Consider the following 25,515-nt stretch of genomic DNA (forward strand, 5'->3'; position numbering starts at 1 on the left):
TAGCAGCAAAGGGATGGAGACGATGGTGGACTTTTCGATCGAGGCCGTGCGTGGGAAATTCCCCGCCCTCGCGCTGACCGACAAGGGCCGGCGGCGCATCTATCTCGACAATCCTGCCGGCACGCAGGTGCCGCGGTCCGTGGCCGACGCGGTGTCGCGCTGCCTGCTTACCACCAACGCCAATCTGGGCGGCTATTTCGAAACGACGATCGCGGCGCAGCAGGTCGTCGACGAGGCGCATCTGGCCATGGCCGACTTCCTCGGCGCGGCAACCCCGCAGGAGATTGTCATCGGCGCCAACATGACGACGTTGACCTATCATATGTCACGCACGCTCGGCCGCACGATGAAATCAGGCGACGAGATCATCCTCACCCGCATGGATCATGAGGGCAATGTCTCGCCCTGGCTGCAACTGGCCGAGGACCTCGGCCTCGTCGTGCGCTGGTTGCCGTTCGACGAAAAGACCTGGCAGGTTGAGGAGACGACGCTCGCCGGTTTGCTGTCTGGGAAGACAAGGCTGGTGGCGTTGAACTACGCCAGCAATCTCACCGGCTCGATCAACCGGGTCAGGTCCTTGACCCAACTTGCAAAACAGGCCGGCGCGCTGGTTTATGTCGATGCCGTGCAATTCGCGCCGCATGGGCTCATCGATGTGCAGGAGCTCGGCTGCGATTTCCTGATCTGCTCGGCCTATAAATTCTTCGGTCCGCATATGGGCATATTGTGGGGCCGGCGCGAGGTCATCGAAGGTCTGCAAGCCTATAAATGCCGTTGCTCCTCGAACGGCCTGCCGGAGCGGTTCGAACTCGGCACGCCCCAGATCGAACTGATGGCCGGTTTGACCGCCGCGGTCGACTATTTTGCCGAGCTCGGCGCGGCGGCAGGTGAGGGTGGTTCAAGAAGACAGAAGATCGCCAGAGCGTTCCAGGTCTCCATCGGCCATGAAAACCCGCTGGCGCAAAGGCTGATCGATGGCCTGTCCGACATTTCCGGGCTGACGGTCCGAGGCATCACCGATCCGAAACGGCTCGGCGATCGTGTGCCGACTGTCTCCTTCACCGTCGATGGCATTGTCCCCGAAACGATTGTGCGGCAGATGAACGCCGAGAACATCTTCGTGTGGTCAGGCCACAACTATGCCTGGGAGATCGTCCATCAGCTCGGCATTCCGGCTGAGCAAGGTGTCGTGCGCATCGGCATCGCGCATTACAATACCGCGTCCGAAATCGACGAGACGCTGGAGAGCGTGCACAGGGTGATTGCCATGCTCAGGCAGCAACGCTCCTGATTTGGGTTTGAACTCACCGCGCCTTGCCGCCGAAGCCGGTGAGGAATGCGGTGAGATTGTCGCCGAGTTCGTCGCAGAGATAGCCGCCTTCCTGGACGATGACCGCCGGCAAGCCGAGCCCAGCGATGGCCTCGCCAATACGCGAAAAACCTGGCGTCGTCACCGAGAGCCCGCCGAACGGATCGCCCTCGAAGGCGTCGAGGCCGAGCGCCACGACCAACGCGTCGGGCGAGAAGGACCGGATACGCTGGAACGCCACCTCGAGCGCTTCGAGGAATGCCACGTCGGCGGATTTGCGCGGCAGTGGCAGGTTGAAATTGTAGCCTAGGCCCGGGCCTTCGCCACGCTCGTCGGCGTGACCCCAGAAAAACGGGTAAAAGCGCACGGGGTCGGCATGCAGCGAAACGGTGAGCACATCGGGCCGCGCATAGAAGATACCTTGCGTCCCGTTGCCGTGATGCAGGTCGACATCGAGGATGGCCACACGGGCCGCCTGCCTGCGCAGCACTTGCGCCGCCACGGCCGAGTTGTTGATGAAGCAGAAGCCGCCGGCGACATCGGCAAAGATCGGAAGAGCACACGTCTGAACTCCNCGGCTGCCTCCACCGCGCTCCAGGCGCTCCACAGCGCGCTCTGCCATGTTTCGCCTGAGATCGGGCAGGCGGTGTCGGCCATATGGTAGCCGGCCTGGCCGACGGCGGAGGCCGGATAGGAGCCGTTGCGGGCGATCGGGTGGATGTTGGGAATGACCTCGGCCGACGCCCCTTCGATCCGCTGCCAGCGTTCGAAAATATGTTCGAGGAAGTCGAGATACTCGGGTGTGTGCACCGCCGAGAGCGGCCCGAGCCCGTGATCGCGCGGTCGCTCGATCGTGCAACCGGCGGATTTTGCGCCGCCTAACAACCTCTCGACGCGTTCCGGTTTTTCAGGGTTGGGCTGCGCCGCGCCGCTGGAAAGAAAGGCCTTGGGATTGTGGCGCTTCTGCTCCTGCGCATAGAAGGCCTTCATTGCTGCTCCCCATTTTCCGGCGCTTCGGCGAAGGCGAAAAAGGCCTCGCCGATGATCTTCTGCGTCTGCTCGTAGCTCGACCAGGCAATGCCTAGCCGTTCGTAAAAGGCCTTGGCGCCCTCATTGTCGGTGTCGACCGACAGCCTCAGATACACGCCGCCCTCTTTGCGGCACTCGGCAGCCACGCGTCGCAGCAGGCGTTCGCCGATCTTGCGACCGCGAAACCGGTCCTCGACATAGAGGTCCTGCACATAGACGCCGGGCCGCCCCATCCAGGTCGAGAAGATCGGGAAATGCAGACACAGCCCGGCGAATTCGCCGTCGACTTCTGCAATCAGGGTGGTGAACGCGGGTTTTTCGCCAAAGCCCCAGCTTCTGAGATCGTCCGCCGTCGAGATGATTTCCTCGGGCGCACCGATATGAGTGCCAAGCTTCAGGATCGCCGCGTGAATGGTTTCGACGTCATCGATGGTGCCGGGGCGAAGGATAACCGCACTCATGACAGGTACAGGGGCAGGACCGGGCGCTGTCATCTTGTCAAAACGCCACCCTGTCGCCGCCCTTGAGCGCCAGCATCTCGCGCGCTTCGGCCGGCGTCGCGACCTCCAGCGACAGTCCATCGAGAATGCCACGGATGCGGCGCACCTGGTCGGCGTTGGACTTCGCCAGCTGGCGGCCATCATAGAGGCTGTCCTCCAGTCCGACCCGGACATTGCCGCCCATGGCCGCGGCGATCGAGATCAGCGGCATCTGGTTGCGGCCGGCGGCCAGCACCGAAAACTGGTAGCTGTCGCCGAACAATTTGTCGGCCATGCGCTTCATATGGATGAGATTGTCCGGGTCGGCGCCGATGCCGCCCAGGATGCCCAGCACGAACTGAATGAACAGCGGCCCCGAAACCAGCCCCCGATCGCGGAAATGCGCCAGCGAATAGAGATGGCCGACATCGTAGCACTCGAACTCGAAGCGGGTGCCGCAGCCCTTGCCTAGCCGCTCGATCACGCCTTCCATGTCGGCGAAGGTGTTCTTGAAGATGGTATCGCGGGTGGCTTCGAGCAGCTTCGGTTCCCATTCGTGCTGCCAGTCCCTTGGCTTGTCGAGCATCGGGAACAGCGCGAAATTCATCGAGCCCATATTGAGCGAGCACATTTCGGGCTGAGCCCGAAGCGGCGCCGCCAGCCGCTGGTCCAGCGTCATCAGCGAGGAGCCGCCTGTCGTGATGTTGATCACCGCATCGGTCGCCTGCTTGATGCGCGGCAGGAACTGCATGAACACTTCGGGGTCGGCGGTCGGGCGGCCATCCTTGGGATCGCGGGCGTGTAGATGCAGGATCGAAGCGCCGGCTTCGGCCGCGGCGATGGCGTCCGCGGCGATCTGGTCCGGCGTCACCGGCAGATAGGGCGACATCGACGGCGTGTGTACCGAGCCTGTAACGGCGCAGGTGATGATGACTTTTCGCGGTGCCATTCCGCTACCCCCGGCCTTCGACCGGCAGGTCGAGTTCGGTGGCCAGAACCTCAAGCGAGTCGCCGATGATGGAGATGATCTCGCCGACCTGCTCACCGGTGACGATCATCGGCGGCGCGACCATGAAATTGTCGCCGTCGACGCCTCCCTTGACCCTGCGACCATAGATGATCAGCCCGCGCTCATAGGCGAGATCGAGCAGGCGCTGCGTGGCTTTTTTGCTCTGCTCGATCGGTTTCAGCGTATCGGGCTCGGCGACCATTTCGGCGCCGGTAAGCAGCCCCTTGCCACGCACATCGGCAATGAACGGGAACCGCCTCGCAAGTGCCTCCAATCCGTCCATCAGCACGTCGCCCATGGCAGCCGCATTGGCAATCAGGTCGAGCCGGTCCATTTCGCCCAGCACTGCAAGGCCGGCGGCGCAGGCGAGCGGATTGCCGGCATAGGTGTGGCCATGCTGGAAGCCGCCGGTGGCGAGAAGCGGCTCGACCAGTCGCATCGGTGCGGCCAGCGCGCCAAGCGGCGCATAGCCCGAACCCAAGCCCTTCGACAGCGCGACGATATCAGGCTTGCAGTTCCAGTGGTCGCCGCCGAGGAATTTGCCGGTGCGGCCGGCACCGCTCATCACTTCGTCGTGGATGAGCAGGATGCCGTGGCGATCGCAGATTTCGCGAACGCGCGCATAATAGCTGTCGGGTGCCACCAGGGCCGCGGTCGCCGCGCCGCCGATCGGCTCCATGATGAAGGCGACGACGCTTTCGGGACCTTCAGTGAGGATCTTCTCCTCCAGCATGTCGGCGTAGCGGACGCCCCGCTGCTCCATCGAGAGATTGTCGCGATCGCGCCAGGCGGTCGGTGCCGGCACGGTCGGCATCACCCGCATCATCGGCGTAAAAGTTTCGGCCAACGCGTCGTCGCCGGTGATCGAAAGCGAACCGAGCGTGCCGCCGTGGTAGGAAGGAAACCGCGTGATCACCTTCCAGCGGCTGGCCTGGCCGGTGGCCACAGCCCATTGCCGCGCCAGCTTGATGCAGGATTCCGTCGCTTCCGAGCCCCCGGAGACGAAGAAGATGCGGTCCATGCCTTCAGGCAATTTTCCAGCCAGTTCGCGTGCCAATTCTTCCGCCGGCTCGTTCTCGAAATGCAGCCGGTAGGCGAAGGTGGCGCGGTCCATTTGCCGCTTCATCGCATCGAGCACATTGCGGTTGGAATGGCCGATATTGGCGACCATTGGGCCGCTCGATCCGTCGATGAAACGGCGGCCATCCTGCGTCCACATGTAGATGCCTTCGGCGCGGTCGATCAGTGGCCGGCGCAGGCTGGAGAGGTAGAACAAATGCGATTGGCGCCGGACATCAGTGTCTTGGACGGCGGTCTGGGCTTTCGACATGTCAGAACTTTCCGAGATAGCGGTCGAGGACATTTTGGGTGACCCGTTCGACCATCGGGTCTTGTCTTAGCAGACCGGCGACCCATTCGCAGCTTCCGGCGTGGAACACCTCGCCCTTGCCGCGTGGAAAATTGACGATCATGCCATTGCCGCGTTTGACCTTTTCAAGATTGGCGTCGCTTGCCTCGCCAAACAAGGTCTCGGCGGTGAAGCGGCCATCCTCGTCGGTGAGGAACTGGTCCTCGACCGGAATGTCGGCGCTTTCCTCGACCTGGCTGGCCATGCCGACGGCCAGCACTTGCAGGCCATCAGGCGCGCCGCTGTCTGGCGTGGGGTAGGGCAGCCCGCCGCGAATCTCGAAATCGAGCCCGTCGACCTCATAGCCATAGACGTGGCTGTCGGCGCCCAGCAGGTCGCCATAGTAGATGCCGGTGCCGGCAAAGGCCCAGTGCTCCGGCCGATAGACCGGAAAGCCGCGTACGCCGCGTGGCGCGCAGCCACCCCAGCCGGCATAGACGCCCCGTGTCGCATTGAGCCCGAAGGTCGCCGAACCCGGCCGGCCGATTTCCGGTGCTTCCCAGGAATTGGTGGCGCGGGTCACGTCGCCGCCGCGATAGGCCGGGTCCTCGGTGCGGGCGCGGTATTTGTAGCAGACCTGCCGACGGCCCTCATCTTCCAGCCGCGTCTGCCACATGAAATTTCCGGCAAAGCGCGCAACATGGCCGCCGCGTTCGACATAGAAGTCGACCGCGTCGCGCATCTCCCAAGTCCAATATTCGTCATGGCCGACGAAGACCGCGCAGTCGTAACCGTCGAGAATCTCGGGCGAGAAGTGGAGGTCATGCTGGCTGGCGAGGTCGACGCCGTAGCCTGATCGTTCGGCAAAGCGAAAAAAATGGCTATCGTAGCTGGCCCAGCCCGACGACGCGTATTTCTTCGAATGGCCGGTGGCGAGCGCCCATTCCATGTGCGGATAGCGCGGCACGGTCTTCGGCGGCACCGCGACCTCCAAAGGCACGCGCGGTGCATCCCGGGGCAGCAGGACGAAGCCGCGGCACCATGGGCGCTGCGTCGACACGATGGGCGAGTACTGGTCGCGGTCGGGCCCGGTGATGCCCTGATAATGGTTGGAGCCGCCCCAGGTGTTGTAGGCAAGCCAGGTGCCCGTCGCCGCCACCTGCAGCACACGGCCAGTTTTCTTGCCGGGCTGGGGAGAGACGATGAAAACGTGGTGACTTTGGATCGGCCTGCCGTCGCGGCCTTCCGCCGCCAGCGTCACGCGATAGGCCCCAGAGGGCCAATCCTCCCCGATGCGAAATTCGAACGAGGCTTCCCAGCCGCAGCCTTCGACCGAGCACTGCTCCGGACTGTCCTGCCAGCGCGATGCGATATCAGACTTCTCGAACACCCTCGTCTCGGCACCGCCGTCCCGAACGATTGTCATGCCGAAGTACGGGGCGGTCGAACTGACGTACAGGGTAACTGTCTCACCGGCGCGATACGAAAACCGGTCGCCGTAGCACCAGATTTCGCCGCGCTCTCCGTCCATGCCTGGCCACTCGTAATAGTGACCGCGCACCGCGTGGCGGCGCTGCTCGGCTGTCAGCCCGAAATCGGGGAATTCGGTCGGCAGATTGATCATGAAGCCCTAGCCCATCTGAGGCGCCATTTCGGCGATCCGCCCGCCAGGCGTCAAATGGAAACGATCATGCCAGCATTCGTTAGCCGCACCCTTGGCCGCCTTCGCCAAACCGACTATCTCAGGACGACGGCGGCAGTTCCGCCAAGGGGACAGGCATGCTCAGGGTCCAAAAGGTCAAGGTCGACGACATCTACGTGCCCACGGCGCGGAAGAAGACGCTGCACCCCGAGACCGTCCGGCATCTGGCCGAGGACATACTTGAGAACGGCATGAAGACGCCGATCCAGGTCCGCCACGATGGCAAGCGGCACATCCTTGTCGAAGGTCTGCATCGGCTCGAAGCCGCCAAATGGCTGGGCGAGACCGTAATCGACGCCTATCTGGTGCAAGCCAAGCGCCACTGACACGGGCTCCGCTCGCCGTTTTCAGCCTCCGTTCCAGAATTTCTCGCGGGCAATGTCGGTTTGCTTTGCGTCCGCTCGTCCTTGGGACGGAAGCCAGATCAAACCAAGGAGACCACCGTGGCCACCAAGCTCGACATCGCCCCCGCCGACAACCGCGAACTGGTTCTCGCCCGTATCATCGATGCACCGCGCGGGGACGTCTATCGCTGCTGGACCGAACCGAAATTGATCACGCAATGGTTCGCGCCAAAGCCGTGGACGACGCCGCGTGCCGAGATGGATGTGCGCACCGGTGGCAACAGCCTGGTCGTCATGGCAGGGCCCGACGGCAACGAGTTCCCCAACCCCGGCGTCTTCCTCGAGGTCGTTCCCGGCGAGAAGATCGTCTTCACCGATGCTTATACCCAGTCATGGGTGCCATCGGAAAACCGTTCATGACAGTCGTACTGACCTTCGAGGACGAGGGCGAGGGCAAGACCCGCTACATCGCGCGCGTCCGGCACTGGAGCGTCACCGACCGCGAGCACCACGAGGCGATGGGCTTTCACACCGGTTGGGGCCAGTGCACCGATCAGCTCGAAGATCTCGCCAGGGCGCTCTGACAGAGCCACACCGGAGGAGATCGATATATCCAAAGTTCTGTTTTTTGCCATTTTTGCCTTGGCCGCTGCGTTTCTCGCTTGCCCGGGCACCATCAATGCAGAGGAGACAAAGCCTGCCATGACCACCGAAACGAAAACACTGCCGAAGCCACAAAAGTCCGGCCTGCTGCCGATCAACGGCGTAAATTACTATTACGCCGTCTATGGCAAGGGTGAGCCGCTGCTTCTGCTGCATGGCGGTCTCGGCTCCACCGACATGTTCGCGCCGATCCTGCCCAAGCTTGCCGAAAACCGCACCGTCATCGGGGTCGACCTGCAGGGGCATGGCCGCACCGCCCTTGGCGACCGGCCATTCAGCCTGCAGGCGATCGGCGACGACATGGCTGGTATCGTCAAGGCACTCGGCTACGACACGGTCGACGTCATGGGCTATTCGCTGGGCGGCGGGGTTGCCTTCCGCATGGCGGTCCAGCATCCCGAGGCTGTGCGCCGGCTGGTCCTTGTGTCGACCGGCTATGCCGCCGACGGCTTCTACGACGAGATGCGTCCGCAGCAGGCACAGGTGAGTGCCGCCGCCGCGGCGTACATGAAAGACACGCCGATGTACAAATCCTACGTCGCCGTCGCCCCGCATCCGGAGGACTTCCCGAAACTGCTCGACGCTCTCGGCAATTTCATGCGCCAGAACTACGACTTCTCGGCCGACGTTCCCAAGCTGAAAATGCCAGTCATGCTCGCTTACGGAGACAGCGACATGTACAAGCCCGAGCACGAGATCAAGTTCTACCAGATGCTCGGCGGCGGCCTGAAGGATGCCGGCTGGATGCGCGAGAACCTGTCGCAGAACCGGCTGGCCATCCTGCCCAACCGCACCCACTACGATGTCTTCTTCGCTCCGGAACTGACGGCCGCCGCACTGCCGTTCCTCGATGGCGAGACCAGGGTGAAGAGCTGGGACGAGGTGGTCGGCGAAGCCGAATGACCCCTGCCATCTCCGCCGGCCGTCTCCAGCGAGACAGCCGGCGTGCTGTTCAGGAAGCCTTGGCCCGGCGCGGCTGCCTCAGATGCTTGATGCCGCTCATTTCAACGAAGTTCGTCGCCGACTCCCAGAGATAGTCGCCGTAAAGAAACGGCGCGAAGGGTTCGGAGCCGTCCAACGGTAGAGGCGAGATTTCCGCGTCGACACGTGGCTCGTAGAAGAACGGGATCGAGAACCGCACGGTTTTTGGCGCAATGACCCGGTGCCGTGTCGCCCGAACGCGGCCGCCGGTCCAGCGTTGCAGCAACTGGCCGAAATTGACCGCCAGCGTGCCATCGGCTGGGGGCACGTCGATCCATTCGCCGGTGAGGTTCTTCGCCTGCAAGCCCTCGACGCCGTCCTGCGCCAGCAGGGTGACGAAGCCTGAATCGGCGTGTTCCCGGCCGATGATGGTGCGCGTCTCGCCTTTGTGGGTCACCGAAAACTCCGGCCCGCTGGTATCGACGCCGGCACTGGCGTCGCGCAGGGGATAGCGGATCAGGCGCAGCGTCGAGATGCCGCCGTCGAAATAGCTATCGAAGATCATGTCAGGCAGGCCAAGCCCGCGGGCGATCGACCGCATCAGCATGGTGCCGACCGTTTCCATCACGCGATAGTAGTCGGCTGCGGCAGCGCGCCAGCCGGGCAGGGCATTCTCGGCGGGTAACGGTGTCGGCTCGCACAAAGGATCGTCGCTGGCCGTTACTCGCGCTGCATCGGCAAGGTCCGGCCCCATGTCGATGCCTTCCTTGTAGGAAACGGCTTGCGGCTGCAGCGGAAACCAGCCGCGGTAGAAATTCTTCTTGGTGTGATCGAAATTCCAGCGCAGTAACTCCTGCTTCTCGGCGTCGGGAAGCGCGAAGACGCGCAGCAATCGCGCGCGCTTGTTGGGCGTCAGCCAGTCATCGCCGGGAAAATCCCGGACCGCCAGAAAGCCGATGCCGGCCGCTCCCGCCATGATCTCAGCGTCGGCGCGGTCGCGCGCGGGCGAGGGCGGCCCGAACAGGGCCGCGATGCCGATCGTTTCGATCTCGGGTGTCATGACAATCCTGCAGCATCACCATAATCGATGACCTTGTATCAAAGCTTTTCAATTGACCCAATCGGCCTCGCCGTTACTTTTGCCGCCTGTTTACTCCACCAATGGATCCAGGCGATGGCAAAATACGAGGGCGGATGCCTGTGCAGGGCGGTGCGCTATCGCACCGATGCTACCCCCATCAACGAGCGCATCTGCCATTGCCGGCTTTGCCAGAAGGCGATCGGCGCGGCGTTCAATGCGCGTGTTCTGTTTCGCATCGACGATGTGACGGTCGAGGGCCCGTTGGCCACGGTCAACACTTCGCCGGACCTCAAGCGGGGGTTTTGTCCAGCCTGCGGCACGACGCTGTTTTCGCGGCGCGATTCCGCCGGCATCATCGGCGTGACGACCGGTTCGCTTGACGACCCGTCGCTGTTCCGGCCGCAGATGCACATCTGGACCGTCTCGAAACAGCCCTGGGTGATGCTGGATGACGGCCTGCCGCAATTTGAAGGCACTCCGCCGGCCTAGCGTTCCTTCTTCCCCGTGAAGGGAAAGGACGTGCCCCAGGATGACCAAAAATTAATCCAAAGAGACACGTGATAGCCGGCAAAACGTCATTGGCGGGCCATCTTTGTCTCCCTATCTAAGCGTCGCGGGCCCGGCATTCGAGGAGACGACGGATGAACGACAGCATCAGCACCCTGGACGAGCTTTTGAGCGATCCGATGGTCCTGCTTGTGATGGAACGTGACCGTGTGCGCCCGGAACAGGTGCGCATGCTGCTCGAGCGGGCTCGCCGGCCAGCCGCGGAGGAGCCTGTCGTGCCGCCCGCGCATGTGATTGCCAGGACCTGCCAGAAACTTTGGCTCTGCCCGTAATCGTCTTGCCAACCTCGATTCATGCGAGCATCGCTGGCCCTTCGGGCCGGTGAATGCATGTCGCCCTTTGGGAAGACGACATGCAAAAAACAAATCTGAAGCGCGTAGCCTGAATCCGTATCGACGCGACGTGCTTTCGAAGCCGTGCGCGTCCGACGCGGCGGTGCCAGCTTACAAATCCGTAAATTGATTATCCGCCGCATGACGGTATGCCTTGCCGGGCACCGATCTCCTCCGATCGTGTCTTCGCGACTCCGATTTCTCCCGCATGGAACCCGACATGGCTGATATCTGCACGCAAGGCGTCGACACGGGCTTTGTCGGCCTTGGATTTGCCAAGGTCGCATTCCTCGGCCTCGTGCAAGGCATCACCGAACTGCTGCCGATTTCCTCGACCGCCCATATGCGCATCGTGCCGGCGGTGCTTGGCTGGCAGGATCCGGGTTCCGCCTTCTCCGCCGCCATGCAGCTTGCCGCCCTTGCCGCCGTGGTCAGCTATTTCTGGGGCGATGTCAGGGATCTCCTGTTCGGTTCGATCGACGCTCTCACACGGCGCGATTTCGCCGATCGGCATTTCCAACTGGCTTCCTGGATCGTGCTGGCGACGATCCCCATCCTCATCGCCGGCGTGGTACTTTCGGGTGTTCTCAACGCCTGCAATTCGCCGTTGCGTAGCCTGAGCGTGATTGGCTGGGCCTGCATAGCCATGGCGATCCTGCTGGCCCTGGCCGAGATTTTCGCCCGCCACAAGCGCACCATCGGCGAAGCGTCGCTAGCCGACGCGCTACTTGTCGGTGTCGCCCAGGTTGGCGCGCTGATCCCGGGGGTCTCTCGCTCCGGCTCGACGCTGACGGCCGCACTGGGGCTCGGCTTCAAGCGGGCCGAGGCGGCACGCTTCTCGTTCCTGCTGGGGCTGCCGGCGATCGCACTCGCCGGCCTCAAGGAATTGTGGGAACTGCACAAGGTGCATCTCGATGCCCATGGATGGTCGGTTCTCGGCCTGGGGCTGCTCGTCGCCTCGATTTCGGCCTTCTTCGCCATCTGGGGCCTGATGCGTGTGCTGGAACGCTTCTCCGCCTGGCCCTTTGTCATCTACCGTGGCCTGCTCGGCGTCGTCCTGCTGCTGGGCGTGGCGATGGGATGGCTCGTCTAGCTCCCTAACCAGAACCTCGGTGTTGCGCTGCTGCAACCCTCGAAGGGGCATGCGGCGTCCTCAAAGAGGTAATCGGTCGGTTTGGTTGACTTCGGGATATAACCGCCCTTAACGTTCTGTTAACAAAACAGATGGGCGGGGCCGGATGGCATCCTCGATGGGTTGGCGCCGGAAGGCGAAGGGGCTGGGGCTTGCGATTGCCCTGATTGCTTTCTGTTCGGCGGCGAATTCCGCCTATACGGCTCCCGTTTCCATGGCTATCGGCGGCTCGACCTCCCAGCCGATCGGCCACTATGATTTTTGCAAGATCCATGCCGCCGAGTGCTCGATCCGTTCATCCGACAGCGAGCCGGAACAGATGACCGGCAAGCTGTTGCGGGAGATCGGCGCCGTAAACCTTTCGGTTAACGCGCGCGTCAAGCCGATGAGCGACATGGACAATTACGGCAAGGAGGAATGGTGGGCCTATCCGGACAATGGCTTCGGCGATTGCGAGGATTACGCGCTGGAAAAGCGGCGTGAGCTCAACAGCCTGGGCATCGCCATAGCCAACCTCCTGATGACGGTGGTTCGCAAGCCGGACGGCGAAGGCCATGCCGTGCTGACGGTGCGCACCGACAAGGGCGACTTCATTCTCGACAATCTCGTCGACAAGGTTCGCCTCTGGAACCAGACGCCGTATCGCTATCTGAAAAGACAGGCGAGCGACAATACCGGGCGCTGGGTTTCCATTCTTGCCGGCGAAGAGGAACTGGTCAGCGCCGTCAAATAGCCGCTGCCCGACGTCCGGGCCATAATCCATACTTCTTTCCTTCATCGTGTCGGCAAGCGGTGCTATCGACGACAGTTCGTTGGAACTGCCAATCCGGAACGCGCATGGATTTTTTGACCGTCCTGTATTCGGCGCCCTTGCTGCTGAGCTTGTTCAAGGCCGCGTTGCCGTACGCGGTCGCCACGACAGTGGCATTCGGCCAGTGGTTCGCTTCGGTGCCGCCGTGCCGCGATGTCTCCTTCGAGGCTACGAGCTTCCTCGTCTGCGAGGTCGATCCGAAGCTCTATTCAATCGAACTGTTCTGGAAAGACCCGGCAGGAAAGCCTTTTCAGTCGCTGCACAATCTTGACAACGCCCAGCGCAGGGCCGGCCGGACCCTGCTGTTCGCCATCAATGCCGGCATGTACCATCCCGATCTCAGGCCGGTCGGCCTCTATGTCGAACGCGGCCAGGAAATGGCGGGTGTGAAAACGGGATCGGGAAGCGGCAATTTTTCGCTGCAGCCGAATGGCATTTTCTATATCAGCCGCGGCAAGGCCGTGGTGCGGGCGACCAAGGACTTCGTCAGGCAGCGGCCAGCCACCGACTATGCGACACAATCAGGGCCAATGCTGGTGATCGACGGCCAGCTTCACCCGAAATTCCAGGCCGACGGCACCTCGCGCAAGAGCCGCGACGGCGTCGGAGTGCGAAAGGACGGTGTTGCCGTCTTTGCCATCTCGAACGGCACGGTGACGTTCCATGCCTTCGCTCGCCTTTTTCGCGACGCGCTAGGCTGCGACAACGCGCTCTTTCTCGACGGCACGATATCGAGCCTGCTCGCTCCGGCCATCGGCCGCAACGACGACTACTGGAATCTGGGGCCGATGATCGGCGTCTTCAGGAAGCGCGGCTGATGCACGGCGCCCTCAATCGCGGCACGCCTAAATCCGTGCATTGCGTCTGCCGCGCATTCTGACGACAAGCACGGCGACGATGATCGCCACCACCATGGCCGCGATCACCGCCAGGCCGACCAGGCTGGTCGCGTCGAGTTCGGGCAGATTGTCGGCTCCTTTCGCCACCAGCCATCCAGGCGACAGCACGACCGGCGCCCAGATGATCGCCGACAGGATGTTGGCAATCTGGAAGGGCCGCCTGTTCATGCCCATCATGCCGGCGACCAGCGGCACGGTGGCACGCACCGGACCGAAGAAGCGGCCGACGAACACGGCGGCGACACCGTAGCGATGGAAGAACAGGCGCGCCCTGGCGATCTCGCGGCGATAGCGGTTGAGCGGCCATTTGTGGACGACGCCGCGCCCCAGCCATTTGCCGAGAAAATAGGAGATAGTGTCGCCTAGCGCCGCGCCGAGCATAGCGGCGAGGAGAACGGGCAGGGGCTGGACGATGCCGGCGCCCACCAAGCCGCCGACGATGATCAACACCGTGGTGCCGGGCAACAGGATGCCGACCAGCACCAGCGACTCGCCGAAGGCCAGCAATCCGACCACGAGACCCGCCCAGGCCTGATGGTTCTCGATGATACACACACTCTGGTCGATGAACGACTGCACGCAAGCTCCCTGTTGAAAGTGTTCCTCGGCTGCCGCTGTCAGGCTCCTGAGTTCGTCGAGCTTGCCGTCGACGAGCCAGCCGTAATAGTTCTCGACCGGCAGCTTGCGGCCTTGGCACGGGCAAGGGCCGCCGCGCCGCACACCCGTTCTCAACAGCCACATCATGGCCCTGTCAAGGCTTGGCCGGGCCGATGCCGACGACTGCCTGAAAGCGGCTACATGCAGGGTAAAAAACCTTGATTCAAACTTTATTGGTAATTTCTCGTTCATAACTCGTCTGGTTGTCCGTCGGCCGTCGCCTTCGGTCTGTTGTGTTCGAGTACAGGTCCAGATGCGGTTACCAGGCGTCGTCAGTTTCGTGATCGCATCGCTGTGCCTTGCCGGCTGCTCGTCGACATCGGGCATGGACGCGCTCGACATGCAGAAGCCGTCCAATGAAATCACCAATTCGGTGGTGCGGCCACGCGCGCCGATCGCGTCCGTTCCGATGGCCAAGGCAAACGCGGCGCGCAAGCTGGTTGAGGTTGCGCCCGAGGACACCGCTCGGCCTTTTGGCCTTGCCGAGGAAGAGACGGTGGCGTTTCCCGCACCCGAACTGCCCGACAGCGTCGAACCGCCGATCGCGCAGGCAGCCCTGGTGTCGCCGCCGAAGCTGTTGTCGCGGGCGGCACCGCCCATGCTGGCAGGCCCGGTCACGCGTTACGGCTTCCGCGATGCCAAGCCGATCAATTTCGGCCGCTCCTCGCCCCGACACCTTGCCGTGCACGGGGTGGACGTGTCGCGCTGGCAAGGCAACGTCAACTGGGAGAAGCTGCGCGCCCAGGGCGCCAACTTCGCCTACATCAAGGCGACCGACGGCGGCGACCACCTTGATCCCCTGTTTATGAAGAACTGGCGTGACGCCGACGCTGCCGGCCTGAAGCGCGGTGCCTATCATTTCTTCTACTGGTGCCGCACCGCCGGCGAGCAGGCCGACTGGTTCATCCGCAACGTGCCGAAGGTCGACGGCGCGCTGCCGCCGGTGATCGACGTCGAGTGGAACGGCGACTCCAGCTGCCAGCGGCGTCCGTCGCGCGAAAAGGTGCTGGAGAAAATGCAGGTGTTCATGGACAAGCTGGAGCGCCACTACGGCCAGCGGCCGATCATCTACACGGCGCCCGATTTCTATCGCGACAATCTCCAGGGCGCATTCCCGGATTACCCGTTCTGGCTGCGCGCCGTGGCCCGGCATCCTTCAAAGGTTTACCCGGGCCGCAAATGGCTGTTCTGGCAATATTCCGGCTCCGGCCTGTCGCATGGCGTAACCGGCCGCATCGATCTCAACGTCTTCCATGGCGATGAGCGGCAATGGCGCGCCTGGGCCGGCGGCGGAGGTCGGGCGGTGATGGCCGACGCGGATTAGAACAGATGCTTTCGCGTCGGCGCTCGTCCTGTCCACCTATCGGAACTGGTTGCTCCCGCCGTTTTTTTCCTCGCTCAAACTCAGCCGCGCCCTCAAGCCCATTATCTCGGCGATCGCGGCATCGATCATGGCGAGAAGGGTCAGCGTGTCGTGCTGGGTCGGATCGGCCCTGACATAGGCGAGCTGGTTCAGTATATCGGTGTCATCTTCGGTTTGTTCGCTCATGCGCATCGTCCCGGCTGTTGTGGATCTTCATCCGATCGGATCGATCGTCTTTTATCACGTCATCGTCCGGATGGCCCGCCACATTGGCCCAGTTCCTGGCGCGGTTCCCACCGTGCTTCGGATAAGTCCCCGCGCCCTTCAGCTCGAGGGCTATGTTCGCGTCATGGCAATAGCCGAATAGCGGCCGGTCGTCGCTCCCGTAGCCACGCTACACCATTGAACCTTTCCGGCGGTCATTTCCTAACCTTGCGAATAGACGAGACATTGCCGTCGCCATGATGTCACTATGCGTGCTGCCGCACTCTAATCGTCGGGGGGACGAGTTGGAGCTCAAGTTTCTGTTGGTCGGCTTTGCCTGCGCGGTCGCCGGCATGCTGTCGATCGTCACCTTCCTGAAATGGCTCGAGGTCAAGGCGGCCAGCCGCTGGTTGCCGACGCCTGGAAAGATCGTCTCGTCGCGCGTCGAGGCGCGCGAGGTGACAAGCTCGGGTACTGGCTCGGAGAGCAGCACTTCGACCGAAATCCGCAATTTTCCGGCCATCACCTATGAATACAAGGTGGGCGCCAAGACATTTCAAAGCTCCCACTACAGCGTGCAGGAGAACCTCGGAAATTTCGAAGTCGCGGAAACCCTTGAGCGGTTTCCGCGTGGCGCGGCGGTAACCGTGTTCCATGACCCGTCCAGCCCGGGCAAGGCCGTGATCGAGCGCACCATGCCGGACGGCGCCTTCAAGTTCATGGTCCAGCTTTCGGCCGGGCTCGTGGTTGGCGCGCTGGTGTTGGTGTTTTCGGTCGGTGGCGTGCTGGAGGCTGTCGGACCGCATCTGCCCAAGCCGGGGAACCTCGGTGCGGCGGCATTCCTGCTGTTCATGGGGCTTTTTGTGCTGCGCATGGGCTTTGCCCAAAGATCGATTGCCGGGCAGGCGGCAACATGGCCGACCGCCGCCGGCCGTATCGATGCGTCCGGCCTGCAGGCAATCAAGACCCGCGACCGGTTTGAGGGCGGTGGGTACCGGCCTTGGCGCACGGTGTTCAAATCCCGCATCGTCTAGCTATGGTGTCGCCGGAGAGCGCTACAGCGCCGATCGCGTCGCTTTCGGCGCCAGCGTGACGGCCTCGCTGCCCGGCCTCGTCGGCGGTCAGGCGCGGCGCTATGTCGAAGGCAGCAAGGTCGACGTGCGCTATGACCCCGCCAACCCCGCCTCGGCGGTGCTCGAATGCCGGGTGCGCGGGCTATGGCTGCTGTGGGTCTGCTCGGCAGGCTTTCTCGGCGGCGCGGCCTTGCTGGTCGGATTGGTCTGAGTGTCACCGCTTCAGCAGCGCACGAGAGGTCCGCTGTCGAATCCGCGCCAGCTCAACCGCACCGTCCCACCGTCTCTTTTGATATGGATGGTGCGAGAAAATGGCTCGTCAAGCGATGGGTCCGCGCCATAGCACTGGCTGGCGTTAACCACCCAACCGGTGGCGGTTTTGCGAAAGATCGCATGCTCGCAACCGAGGTCGGGAAACGACAGGGCCGACTGATCCACAGTGAAGACAGTCTGGCGCTGGACGTCGGCGGTCGCATGGCAGTTCAACCTGTCCCTGGACCATGTCCCTACATAGGGCGCTGCCGCTACGGCCGGCACAATCGTAGTTGCGGAGATCGCTATGATCAGTGTCAAACGCTGCATCTCTTGTCCCCTGGGCCGCTGCGTTCGATCATACAGATTGCGGGCTTGTGTGGGGCAAGTTTTCGATCGACCAGATAAACGCAGCGGTCCGGATTTCGCTTATGGTTTTGCACGGATGATGCGACTGTGCGGCCCGGCACGCCGCCGGCCTTGCTTCATTGACACGAACCGGCGGCACTGACGACGCAGGTGTTCTCGCTGACGGTGCCTCATACCGGCATACGCCTGCCGGCCGATATTACCTGGACCAATGGCAAGAATTCGTTTCCGCTCGGTACCATCCGCCACCCCTGCACCAACGACGACCGCGAAGCGGGTCTGCAAGACGACAGCGGGCTTTGCCGGATATGGGACGGGCAAATTTATGCCCTGACCGGAGGCGGAGCCGAGCAGCTGAATTCGCGCGAAGCGACCCCGGCGCCTGAGGGGCTGCTGCTGCCCGATTTCGGTGCGGCTTTCACCGAATGGGCCGATTTCGCCAACGCCAATCCGGATGGCTCGGCCTGGGATGCCTTCACCTTGACGGGATGCCGCGATGAATAGCGCCATGAGATCGATCGTCTGGGCCTGCGACCTGTCCGCCAACGGGCGGACCGATCCGGCTTTAAGCCGTAACCTGAAGCCACGGCCTTTCAGGCGATGGAGAATTCACTCCACAAAGGAGCTACGATTTACGACGGATTTGCCGCTCCGCAGGGAAGCCTAAAGTAAATCCATTATGACTAGTGCAATGATCATGCCCTTGGGAACGCATCGCGGATTTCGACGGTTGGCCTGAGTTTCAGCGGTTCTAGGGCTGGTTGAATGATCAAGTCGCGGAAGGCATGCCAAAGAAGTTCCCGTCTTGAAGCCCTTACAGCGAATCTGCCTGTTTGAAGGAGAAATGGCTTACTCACATGGCAAGTTCTCAAGGATGGCGTCTAGTTTGGCCCGAGCCTCCATTTGCTGGAATTTATGAGAGAGTGACTTGATATGCACGCCTTTCTGGGATGCTTGCATGCGGTGCTTCTCTTTTGGGGCCCAGCCTCTGGGAGCGACGATGCCTTGGCCTCCTCCGTTGCCGCTAAGGGGACCGAGACGCTTGATGCGCGCCATACGGTTCAGTCGAAGCAATGTTCGCAGCTCGCTCGCCGAGACTACCGCAAGTATGAAGGCGACCGGCTGGACTGCCCCTGGCGCGATGACAGGCCGCGCCGCCTATGCCAAAGAGTTGCAGGCGCTCGCCAATGATGAGGTTCCCGAACCACCCTGCTTGGATGCACAACCAATGGCCCTTCAAGGCCCATCATTCGCATTTCCAAGTGCAGAGGTCGCTCGTAAAAAAATCGAGTAGACTGCCTGACCAGCAGGGCCGATATGAAGAACTGCGCACGCCTCCTCATACACACGCCGGACTTCTCCGGCACATGGTAGAAACTCTTTGCAGAATAGGAGTGGTCCGGTTCGGTGACAGTCTTAGACGGCCGCATGAGCATGGCCGCGAGCTGGCGAACGGCTTTATGCCTCCACATACTCGGCTAAGCTGACACCTTTGGGCACGTCCAGTCCATCGGCGCGTAAGCCTTCGATATGAAAGCGTATAGCATCACGAATTTCTGCTTCCACCTCAGGCACGGTCGCGCCCGTCGCGATGCAGCCGGGCAAGTCCGGCACATAAGCAGAGAAATTATTGCCGGCGTTTTCAATCACTACTGCATAACGCATACAATCACTCCTTCAAACCGGACTGCTTGAGGATGCTGTTCAGTGTACCTGGCGCAACTTCTTCAGACGATTTACCGGCCACGGTGACGCGGCCGGCTTTGATTTTGTGCTTATATTGGCGATGGCTGCCCTTGGTTGCAACTAGACTAGATACCAGCCGTCAGCCTCCAGCGAGCGAATGACCTCGCGAACCGTAAGCCGAGGTAGCATGTTTCCTCAGCTGCACCCGCTCGTCGCGCCGCACGTATCGCACTTTTCACATGTCCCGTTCCGCACCATGGTGAAATTCTGGCACTCGGAGCAGGAATTGCCGGTGTAGCCCTGCAGCAGCGACTTGGCGCGGCGGTCGGCGGCGAGTTTCTTCGCTTCGGCCGCTTCATGGGCCGCCGTATCTGTGAACAGCGCCGCGGTGGTATCGGTCGAGGCATCGGAGGCCGCTTCCTCGAAGGCGATGTCTTCCGCCAGTTCCTTGGCCCGCTCCTCATAATCGCGCTTGTAGGCGACCGCCTCGTCGCTGGCCGGCTTCAACGCTAGCACGTTGGAGCCGGAGAAGGCTGTCGGCGCCGAGCGGGCAGGGGTGCCGGAGCCGGCAAAGCCCTTCGGCTCGCTGCCGCTTGCCCTCGACACCAGCTTCACTGGCGAACCGCGGGTCAGGCCCTTGGAGACGGCGTCGGTCTTGCCTTCGCTGATGCCGCGGCCCAGTGCGGTGTTGGAGAAATCCGACTGGTCGACATGGGCGAGATCGTTGCGGCCGAGATAGGAGATGGCCAGCTCACGGAACACATAGTCGAGGATCGACGTCGCGCTCTTGATGGCATCGTTGCCGATGACCATGCCGGCCGGCTCGAACTTGGTGAAGGTGAAGGCGTGCACATATTCGTCGAGCGGCACACCATACTGCAGGCCAAGCGAGATCGCGATGGCGAAGTTGTTGAGAAGGCCACGCAGGGTGGCACCCTCCTTGTTCATGTCGATGAAGATCTCGCCGAGACGCCCATCGTCATATTCGCCGGTGCGCAGGAAGATCGTGTTGCCGCCGATCTTGGCCTTCTGCGTATAACCCTTGCGGCGGCCGGGCAGCTTTTCCTGCTCGCGCGACACGCGTTCGATGATGCGTTCGACGATGCGCTCGGTGATCTGCGCCGCGCGCGCCGCCGCCGGTGCCTGGATCAGCTGCTCGACCGCATCGTCCTCGTCCTCCTCGCCATCGGCGAGCAGCGAGGCATTGAGCGGCTGCGACAGCTTCGAGCCGTCGCGGTAGAGTGCGTTGGCCTTCAGCGCCAGCTTCCACGACAGCATGTAGGCGCTCTTTGCGTCCTCCACCGTCGCGTCGTTCGGCATGTTGATGGTCTTGGAGATGGCGCCGGAAATGAAGGGCTGTGCCGCCGCCATCATCTGGATGTGGCTGTTGATCGACAGCGAGCGCTTGCCGATCTTGCCGCACGGGCTGGCGCAGTCGAACACGGGCAGGTGTTCGGCCTTGAGGAAGGGCGCGCCTTCCAGCGTCATCGCACCGCAAACGTGGATGTTGGCGGCCTCGATGTCCTTTCGGGAGAAACCCAGCGCCGGCAGCATCTCGAACGAGAAGTCGTTGAGCTGCTCGTCGGTGAAACCGAACGTCTCCTTCACCCAGTCGGCGCCGAGCGTCCACTGGTTGAAGACGAACTTGATGTCGAAGGCCGACTTCAGCGCCGCGTTGAGCGCCGCGATCTTGTCGTCGGTGAAGCCCTTGGCCTTGAGCGAGCCAGGGTTGACGGCCGGCGCCTGGTTGAGGTTGCCGTGACCGACGGCGTAAGCCTCGATCTCGGCAATCTGGCTCTCCGAATAGCCCAGTGTGCGAAGCGCTTCCGGCACGGCGCGGTTGATGATCTTGAAATAACCGCCGCCGGCGAGCTTCTTGAACTTCACCAGGGCGAAGTCGGGCTCGATGCCGGTGGTGTCGCAATCCATGACCAGGCCGATCGTGCCGGTCGGCGCGATCACGGTTGCCTGTGCGTTGCGGTAGCCATGCTCCTCGCCGAGTTCGATGGCGCGGTCCCAGGCCGCTTTGGCGTGAGTGGCCAGATCCTGCTGCTTCAGGTCCGATGCGACGAGAGGCACAGGATTGACGGCCAGCTTCTCGTAGCCGTCCTTCTCGCCATAGGCGGCGCGACGATGATTGCGCATGACGCGCAGCATGTTCTGGGCGTTGCGGTCATAGTCGGGGAAGGCGCCAAGTTCGGAGGCCATCTCGGCCGAGGTGGAGTAGGCGACGCCGGTCATGATCGCGGTCAGCGCTGCGCAGATGGCGCGGCCCTCGTCCGAATCGTAGGGAATTCCCGAGGTCATCAGCAGGCCGCCGATATTGGCATAGCCGAGGCCCAGCGTTCGGTAGTCGTAGGAGAGCTTGGCGATCTCCTTCGACGGGAACTGCGCCATCATGACCGAGATCTCCAGCACCATGGTCCACAGCCGCACGGTGTGCTCGTAGGCTGCGATATCGATCGTGCCGTCGGCATTGCGGTAGGGGAGCAGGTTGATCGAGGCGAGATTGCAGGCCGTGTCGTCGAGGAACATGTATTCCGAGCACGGGTTGGAGGCCCGGATCGCACCGGCCGAAGCGCAGGTGTGCCAGTCGTTCATCGTGGTGTTGAAATGCAGGCCGGGATCAGCCGACGCCCAGGCGGCGTAGCCGATCTTTTCCCAGAGGTCCCGCGCCTTCAGCGTCTTCAAGACCTTGCCGTCCTTGCGGGCGGTCAGGTGCCAGTCCGCGTCCTCTTCAACGGCGCGTAGGAAATTGTCCTTCAGCGACACCGAATTGTTGGAGTTCTGGCCCGAAACGGTGAGGTAGGCGTCAGAATCCCAGTCGGTGTCGTACGTCTTGAACGACATCGAGGTGTAGCCCTGCTTGGCGAACTGGATGACGCGGTAGATGTAGTTTTCCGGCACGGCCGATTTCTTGGCCAACTTGATTTCGCGCTTCAGCGCCGTGTTGATGGCAGGATCGAAACAGTCGTCATCATGGCCTTCGCAGTTCACGCAGGCCTTCATGATCGCTTCAAGATGCTTCTTGACGATCTTGGAGCCGGTCACCAGCGAGGCGACCTTCTGCTCTTCATTGACCTTCCAGTCGATGAATTCCTCGATATCGGGGTGATCGGCGTCGACGATGACCATTTTCGCCGCACGGCGCGTCGTGCCGCCCGACTTGATGGCACCCGCGGCGCGGTCGCCGATCTTGAGGAAGCTCATCAGGCCGGACGAGCGGCCGCCGCCGGACAGCTTTTCGCCTTCGCCGCGCAGCAGCGAGAAGTTCGAGCCGGTGCCCGAGCCATATTTGAACAGGCGCGCCTCGCGCACCCACAGATCCATGATGCCGCCCTCGTTGACGAGGTCGTCCTGCACGCCCTGGATGAAGCAGGCATGCGGCTGCGGATGCTCGTAGGAGGATTTCGACTTGGTCAGCTTGCCGGTGAACGGGTCGACATAGAAGTGACCCTGGCTCGGACCGTCTATGCCATAGGCCCAGTGCAGGCCGGTGTTGAACCATTGCGGCGAGTTCGGCGCGACGCGCTGGGTCGCCAGCATATAGGCAAGCTCGTCGCGGAAGGCGCGCGCGTCCTCCTCCGACGCCTTGAAGTAGCCGCCCTTCCAGCCCCAATAGGTCCAGGTGCCGGCCAGCCGGTCGAAGACCTGGCGGGCGTCGATCTCGGAGCCATAGCGCTCGGCCTCGGGAAGCTTGGCGAGTTCGGCCTCATCGGCGACGGAACGCCACAGGAAGGAGGGGACGTCGTTCTCCTCGACCTTCTTCAGGCGCGCGGGGACGCCGGCCTTGCGGAAATATTTCTGGGCCAGGATGTCGGCGGCGACCTGGGAGAACTGCGCAGGCACATCAATGTTGTCCAGGCGGAACACAACCGAGCCATCCGGATTCTTGATCTCGGAAAGCGCCTTGCGGAATTCGATCTCCGCATACGCTGCCCCTTCTTGACCTGCATGTCCTGGCTTGGTGAAACGACGCTCGATGCGCATTGGTCCGGTCCCTTTTGTCTATATGTAGCGCTTTCATCAGGGGATTTCTGCCCCCAAAAGACGAAACGCGCAGTCCGCCGTTTGTCGGCATTGCGAACAATGCCGACATCTCCCTTCGCAGGCTCGGCCACGCACACGACAATAATGCCTTGCCAGGCATCTGCCGAGGCTGCCAATCGGCCCGCGGGCCCCCTCAAAACTGAATTTTTCGATTCCCTCACCCGAGGGAAATTCACACTATCTAGCGTCGAACTTAGCTGCAAACACTAAATATAGTATTAACAGACAATTTATTCCAGTCCGACAATTCTCCCTTTCGTCGCCCACCAACCCACGATCCCAACGCTTCCGCCGGCCTCGTAAATAGGCGGAAATGCGGGCAAAACGCACATAATCCGGGAAAAAGACCGGGCTCAGAACTTTCCGGTCGCGCTCTCAACAGGAGCGCATGGCCTATAAAAGGCGACTCGTTTCGGGCCGTCAAGGATTCGTTTGCGTAGCTTTTGTGACCCCAACATCTTGTGTGTCACACATGTGGATAACGGGGATAGAATTGACCCGCCGTCGGCCATCTGCCCGGCGGCAACCCGGTGCGATCAGCGACATGGGCGCGGCGAAACATTTGCTGGACGCCGCAAAAGGCCCGCCAAGCCGGTGCGCCTCGCCTTCAGCCGTAGTGTAGCTTCGGCTTGGGTTCGGTGCCGTTGAACTGTACGCCGATCCGCTCGCTGCGGCGCCAGCGGACCTCGCAGCGATAGGCCACGCCGTCGAGCGGTATGTAGAGAAGGAAATGATCGGGGACCCGGGCTTCGGCGGGTAATTTCAGTTCGGCGCCGCCCGCATGCTGGTTGCGCACCGTACAGGCGATTTCGGAATTCTGGATCCCCGTGATGACTGTTCCACCTTTGAGCACGCGCGGACGATGCTCGCGCTGCGGCTCGCCGGGATCGTGCTGAAGTGGGTCTGCGGGATTCGCCATCGATCAAACGCCAAGACTGATCGATCCTAACCAACAAAAATTAGCAAACCCTTGCGGCACAAGGTTGTGCGTCCGCCGCGATACACGCGAAAGGCGTCGATCAGGAGAACCTGCGTGGGTCGGCACAGAAATAGGCAATGATCTGGCAAAGGTCGGGTTCATTGAGCATGCGCACGGCCTCGCTGGAACTGACCCATTTGCGGGTGCGGGAGTGCTTTTCCTTCCAGCGGTCCGCGACCTTTTCGACGTGCAGTGGGAACACCAGAACCTCGCAAGGCACTTCATCGCCCGAAGCCAGTACCTTGGCATAGAAATAACGACCGGCTTCGAGATGAGAGATGTTTCCGCGCAAGCCGGCTTCCTCGGCGGCCTCCCGGGCGGCCGCTTCGCAGAGCGGCTCCCTAGCTTCCGGCCAGCCTTTTGGGAGCACCCAGCGGCCAGTATCACGGCTGGTGATCAACATGACCTCGACGCCATTCCCGACATCGCGCCAGGGCAGGGCGGCAACCTGCAGACGGCACGGCGCCGTGCCGAAGAGTCGCCTGACCCTTTCAGCAAGGTGATTGTGCGTCGTTGGCCGTGTCAACATCGGAGAAGCTAGCCCCAGCCTCCAGAATCGTTTGCCGTCTCATGAATCTTACGGCTAATTGTGACCAATAAAAGTAAAAACTTCGGTCACGCTGGCTGATTGCCGCCAACAACGGTCGATTTCACAGGATACCTTGGCGGCGGGGCCCTCCGCGCAAGCAAATATTGCCCGTTCGGCACCGGCTTGATTGGAAAAAAGCAGCTTGCCGCGAATCAGCCGGCGTGATCGTCGGCGATCGGCTTCTGATAGGTGAAACCCATGTCCCAGGGAAAATAGATCCAGGTGTCCTGGCTGACCTCGGTGACGAACGTATCGACCAGCGGCCGGCCTTTCGGTTTGGCGTAGACGGTCGCGAAATGGGCCTTCGGCATCATTGCCCGCACGATGCCGGCGGTCTTGCCGGTGTCGGTCAGGTCGTCGACGATCAGCACGCCGGCGCCATCGTCGGCCAGCAAGGCCGGCGTGATCTCCTTCAGCACCTGCAACTGCCCTTGGCTGGTGTAGTCGTGATAAGAGGCGACACAGACCGTCTCGATCACGCGGATGCCGAGTTCGCGCGAAATGATCGCCGCCGGGACCAGGCCACCACGCGTGATGCAGACGATAGCCTTCCACTGACCTTTGCTGGTGCCGGCAAGCCGCCAGGCAAGTGCGCGCGCGTCTCGATGGAACTGATCCCAGGAGACCGGGAAGGCTTTTTCGGGAAGGGACATGTCTCGCGCACTCC

25 protein-coding genes and 2 pseudogenes are annotated in these 25,515 nt (G+C 62.2%); 13 read left to right on the forward strand and 14 right to left on the reverse strand.

Annotated elements, in window-relative coordinates:
• Nucleotides 1-22: 22 nt before the first annotated feature.
• Nucleotides 23-1,291, forward strand: coding sequence for a cysteine desulfurase-like protein (locus X739_RS147100; RefSeq protein WP_031252126.1), 1,269 nt, complete (start codon nucleotides 23-25; stop codon nucleotides 1,289-1,291).
• Nucleotides 1,292-2,295: 1,004 nt separating this feature from the next.
• On the opposite strand, the gene X739_RS147095 is transcribed toward X739_RS147100, so the two are convergent.
• The 4 genes from X739_RS147095 to X739_RS147080 are packed head-to-tail and all read right to left on the reverse strand — an operon-like array spanning nucleotide 2,296 to nucleotide 6,798.
• The gene (locus X739_RS147095) at nucleotides 2,296-2,799 is read right to left on the reverse strand and encodes a GNAT family N-acetyltransferase (protein ID WP_032922494.1); all 504 of its coding nucleotides are present in this window, start codon (nucleotides 2,797-2,799) and stop codon (nucleotides 2,296-2,298) included.
• Between the two features lie 37 nt (nucleotides 2,800-2,836).
• On the reverse strand, nucleotides 2,837-3,766 hold the full coding sequence (locus X739_RS147090; RefSeq protein ID WP_023773148.1) for a 3-keto-5-aminohexanoate cleavage protein: 930 nt from the start codon (nucleotides 3,764-3,766) through the stop codon (nucleotides 2,837-2,839).
• A 4-nt stretch (nucleotides 3,767-3,770) separates the two neighbouring features.
• Complete coding sequence (locus X739_RS147085) at nucleotides 3,771-5,156, reverse strand: aspartate aminotransferase family protein (protein WP_023795111.1); 1,386 nt, start codon at nucleotides 5,154-5,156, stop codon at nucleotides 3,771-3,773.
• 1 nt (nucleotide 5,157) lies between these two features.
• Nucleotides 5,158-6,798 (reverse strand): N,N-dimethylformamidase beta subunit family domain-containing protein, encoded by a 1,641-nt coding sequence (locus X739_RS147080; protein ID WP_031252127.1) that lies wholly within the window; start codon nucleotides 6,796-6,798, stop codon nucleotides 5,158-5,160.
• Between the two features lie 155 nt (nucleotides 6,799-6,953).
• Between X739_RS147080 and X739_RS147075 the strand changes: the two genes are divergently transcribed.
• From X739_RS147075 to X739_RS147070, 3 genes and pseudogenes are all read left to right on the forward strand, one after another.
• The gene (locus tag X739_RS147075; RefSeq protein ID WP_023773145.1) at nucleotides 6,954-7,202 is read left to right on the forward strand and encodes a ParB N-terminal domain-containing protein; all 249 of its coding nucleotides are present in this window, start codon (nucleotides 6,954-6,956) and stop codon (nucleotides 7,200-7,202) included.
• 117 nt (nucleotides 7,203-7,319) lie between these two features.
• Nucleotides 7,320-7,804 (forward strand): annotated as a pseudogene (locus X739_RS01000000166300) (SRPBCC family protein).
• 25 nt (nucleotides 7,805-7,829) lie between these two features.
• On the forward strand, nucleotides 7,830-8,786 hold the full coding sequence (locus X739_RS147070) for an alpha/beta hydrolase (protein WP_023795113.1): 957 nt from the start codon (nucleotides 7,830-7,832) through the stop codon (nucleotides 8,784-8,786).
• 49 nt (nucleotides 8,787-8,835) lie between these two features.
• Here the strand turns inward: X739_RS147070 and X739_RS147065 are convergent, their stop codons facing one another.
• Entirely contained in the window at nucleotides 8,836-9,864 is a 1,029-nt protein-coding gene (locus tag X739_RS147065) for a 2OG-Fe(II) oxygenase family protein (protein WP_023773143.1), read from the reverse strand.
• Nucleotides 9,865-9,978: 114 nt separating this feature from the next.
• Here X739_RS147065 and X739_RS147060 point away from each other — a divergent pair, with 114 nt between their 5' ends.
• From X739_RS147060 to X739_RS147040, 5 genes are all read left to right on the forward strand, one after another.
• Nucleotides 9,979-10,374 carry a GFA family protein gene (locus X739_RS147060; protein ID WP_023773142.1) on the forward strand — a complete coding sequence of 132 codons (396 nt, stop codon included), beginning with the start codon at nucleotides 9,979-9,981 and terminating at the stop codon, nucleotides 10,372-10,374.
• A 152-nt stretch (nucleotides 10,375-10,526) separates the two neighbouring features.
• Nucleotides 10,527-10,724 carry a hypothetical protein gene (locus tag X739_RS147055; RefSeq protein ID WP_023773141.1) on the forward strand — a complete coding sequence of 66 codons (198 nt, stop codon included), beginning with the start codon at nucleotides 10,527-10,529 and terminating at the stop codon, nucleotides 10,722-10,724.
• A 280-nt stretch (nucleotides 10,725-11,004) separates the two neighbouring features.
• Entirely contained in the window at nucleotides 11,005-11,877 is an 873-nt protein-coding gene (locus X739_RS147050; protein ID WP_023773140.1) for an undecaprenyl-diphosphate phosphatase, read from the forward strand.
• A 145-nt stretch (nucleotides 11,878-12,022) separates the two neighbouring features.
• Nucleotides 12,023-12,649 (forward strand): transglutaminase-like cysteine peptidase, encoded by a 627-nt coding sequence (locus tag X739_RS147045; RefSeq protein WP_023795114.1) that lies wholly within the window; start codon nucleotides 12,023-12,025, stop codon nucleotides 12,647-12,649.
• Between the two features lie 104 nt (nucleotides 12,650-12,753).
• Nucleotides 12,754-13,545, forward strand: a complete 792-nt coding sequence (locus tag X739_RS147040; protein WP_023795115.1) for a phosphodiester glycosidase family protein — start codon at nucleotides 12,754-12,756, stop codon at nucleotides 13,543-13,545.
• A 27-nt stretch (nucleotides 13,546-13,572) separates the two neighbouring features.
• On the opposite strand, the gene X739_RS147035 is transcribed toward X739_RS147040, so the two are convergent.
• A complete protein-coding gene (locus tag X739_RS147035; RefSeq protein ID WP_245273895.1) occupies nucleotides 13,573-14,370 on the reverse strand; it encodes a DedA family protein in 798 nt (265 codons plus the stop codon).
• 166 nt (nucleotides 14,371-14,536) lie between these two features.
• Between X739_RS147035 and X739_RS147030 the strand changes: the two genes are divergently transcribed.
• Complete coding sequence (locus X739_RS147030) at nucleotides 14,537-15,607, forward strand: GH25 family lysozyme (protein ID WP_023795117.1); 1,071 nt, start codon at nucleotides 14,537-14,539, stop codon at nucleotides 15,605-15,607.
• A gap of 36 nt (nucleotides 15,608-15,643) precedes the next feature.
• Here X739_RS147030 and X739_RS147025 read toward each other — a convergent pair whose 3' ends face one another.
• Nucleotides 15,644-15,832: a hypothetical protein gene (locus X739_RS147025; RefSeq protein WP_023795118.1), complete on the reverse strand. Its 189-nt coding sequence runs from the start codon at nucleotides 15,830-15,832 to the stop codon at nucleotides 15,644-15,646.
• Between the two features lie 323 nt (nucleotides 15,833-16,155).
• Here X739_RS147025 and X739_RS01000000166305 point away from each other — a divergent pair, with 323 nt between their 5' ends.
• Nucleotides 16,156-16,884 carry a DUF3592 domain-containing protein gene (locus tag X739_RS01000000166305; protein ID WP_245273896.1) on the forward strand — a complete coding sequence of 243 codons (729 nt, stop codon included), beginning with the start codon at nucleotides 16,156-16,158 and terminating at the stop codon, nucleotides 16,882-16,884.
• On the forward strand, nucleotides 16,790-17,134 hold the full coding sequence (locus X739_RS1000000171360; RefSeq protein WP_348625761.1) for a DUF3592 domain-containing protein: 345 nt from the start codon (nucleotides 16,790-16,792) through the stop codon (nucleotides 17,132-17,134). Before X739_RS01000000166305 ends, X739_RS1000000171360 begins: the two co-directional genes overlap by 95 nt.
• A gap of 11 nt (nucleotides 17,135-17,145) precedes the next feature.
• Here X739_RS1000000171360 and X739_RS147020 read toward each other — a convergent pair whose 3' ends face one another.
• Nucleotides 17,146-17,505 (reverse strand): hypothetical protein, encoded by a 360-nt coding sequence (locus X739_RS147020; RefSeq protein ID WP_023773133.1) that lies wholly within the window; start codon nucleotides 17,503-17,505, stop codon nucleotides 17,146-17,148.
• A gap of 189 nt (nucleotides 17,506-17,694) precedes the next feature.
• Here X739_RS147020 and X739_RS147015 point away from each other — a divergent pair, with 189 nt between their 5' ends.
• Nucleotides 17,695-18,048, forward strand: coding sequence for a hypothetical protein (locus X739_RS147015; RefSeq protein WP_023773132.1), 354 nt, complete (start codon nucleotides 17,695-17,697; stop codon nucleotides 18,046-18,048).
• A 954-nt stretch (nucleotides 18,049-19,002) separates the two neighbouring features.
• On the opposite strand, the gene X739_RS147005 is transcribed toward X739_RS147015, so the two are convergent.
• From X739_RS147005 to gpt, 6 genes and pseudogenes are all read right to left on the reverse strand, one after another.
• A complete protein-coding gene (locus tag X739_RS147005; protein ID WP_023795119.1) occupies nucleotides 19,003-19,209 on the reverse strand; it encodes a type II toxin-antitoxin system HicB family antitoxin in 207 nt (68 codons plus the stop codon).
• Between the two features lie 4 nt (nucleotides 19,210-19,213).
• Nucleotides 19,214-19,419, reverse strand: a pseudogene (locus X739_RS1000000168205) (type II toxin-antitoxin system HicA family toxin).
• A gap of 6 nt (nucleotides 19,420-19,425) precedes the next feature.
• A complete protein-coding gene (locus X739_RS147000) occupies nucleotides 19,426-23,220 on the reverse strand; it encodes a vitamin B12-dependent ribonucleotide reductase (protein ID WP_023773129.1) in 3,795 nt (1,264 codons plus the stop codon).
• A gap of 667 nt (nucleotides 23,221-23,887) precedes the next feature.
• Complete coding sequence (locus X739_RS146995; protein ID WP_023773128.1) at nucleotides 23,888-24,199, reverse strand: PilZ domain-containing protein; 312 nt, start codon at nucleotides 24,197-24,199, stop codon at nucleotides 23,888-23,890.
• A 100-nt stretch (nucleotides 24,200-24,299) separates the two neighbouring features.
• A complete protein-coding gene (locus X739_RS146990) occupies nucleotides 24,300-24,788 on the reverse strand; it encodes an NUDIX hydrolase (protein ID WP_023773127.1) in 489 nt (162 codons plus the stop codon).
• Between the two features lie 212 nt (nucleotides 24,789-25,000).
• A complete protein-coding gene (gene gpt, locus X739_RS146985) occupies nucleotides 25,001-25,501 on the reverse strand; it encodes a xanthine phosphoribosyltransferase (RefSeq protein ID WP_015318084.1) in 501 nt (166 codons plus the stop codon).
• Nucleotides 25,502-25,515: the final 14 nt, after the last annotated feature.

Origin of the sequence: Mesorhizobium sp. LNHC209A00 (assembly GCF_000502915.1) — a bacterium.
Classification (GTDB): Bacteria; Pseudomonadota; Alphaproteobacteria; order Rhizobiales; family Rhizobiaceae; genus Mesorhizobium.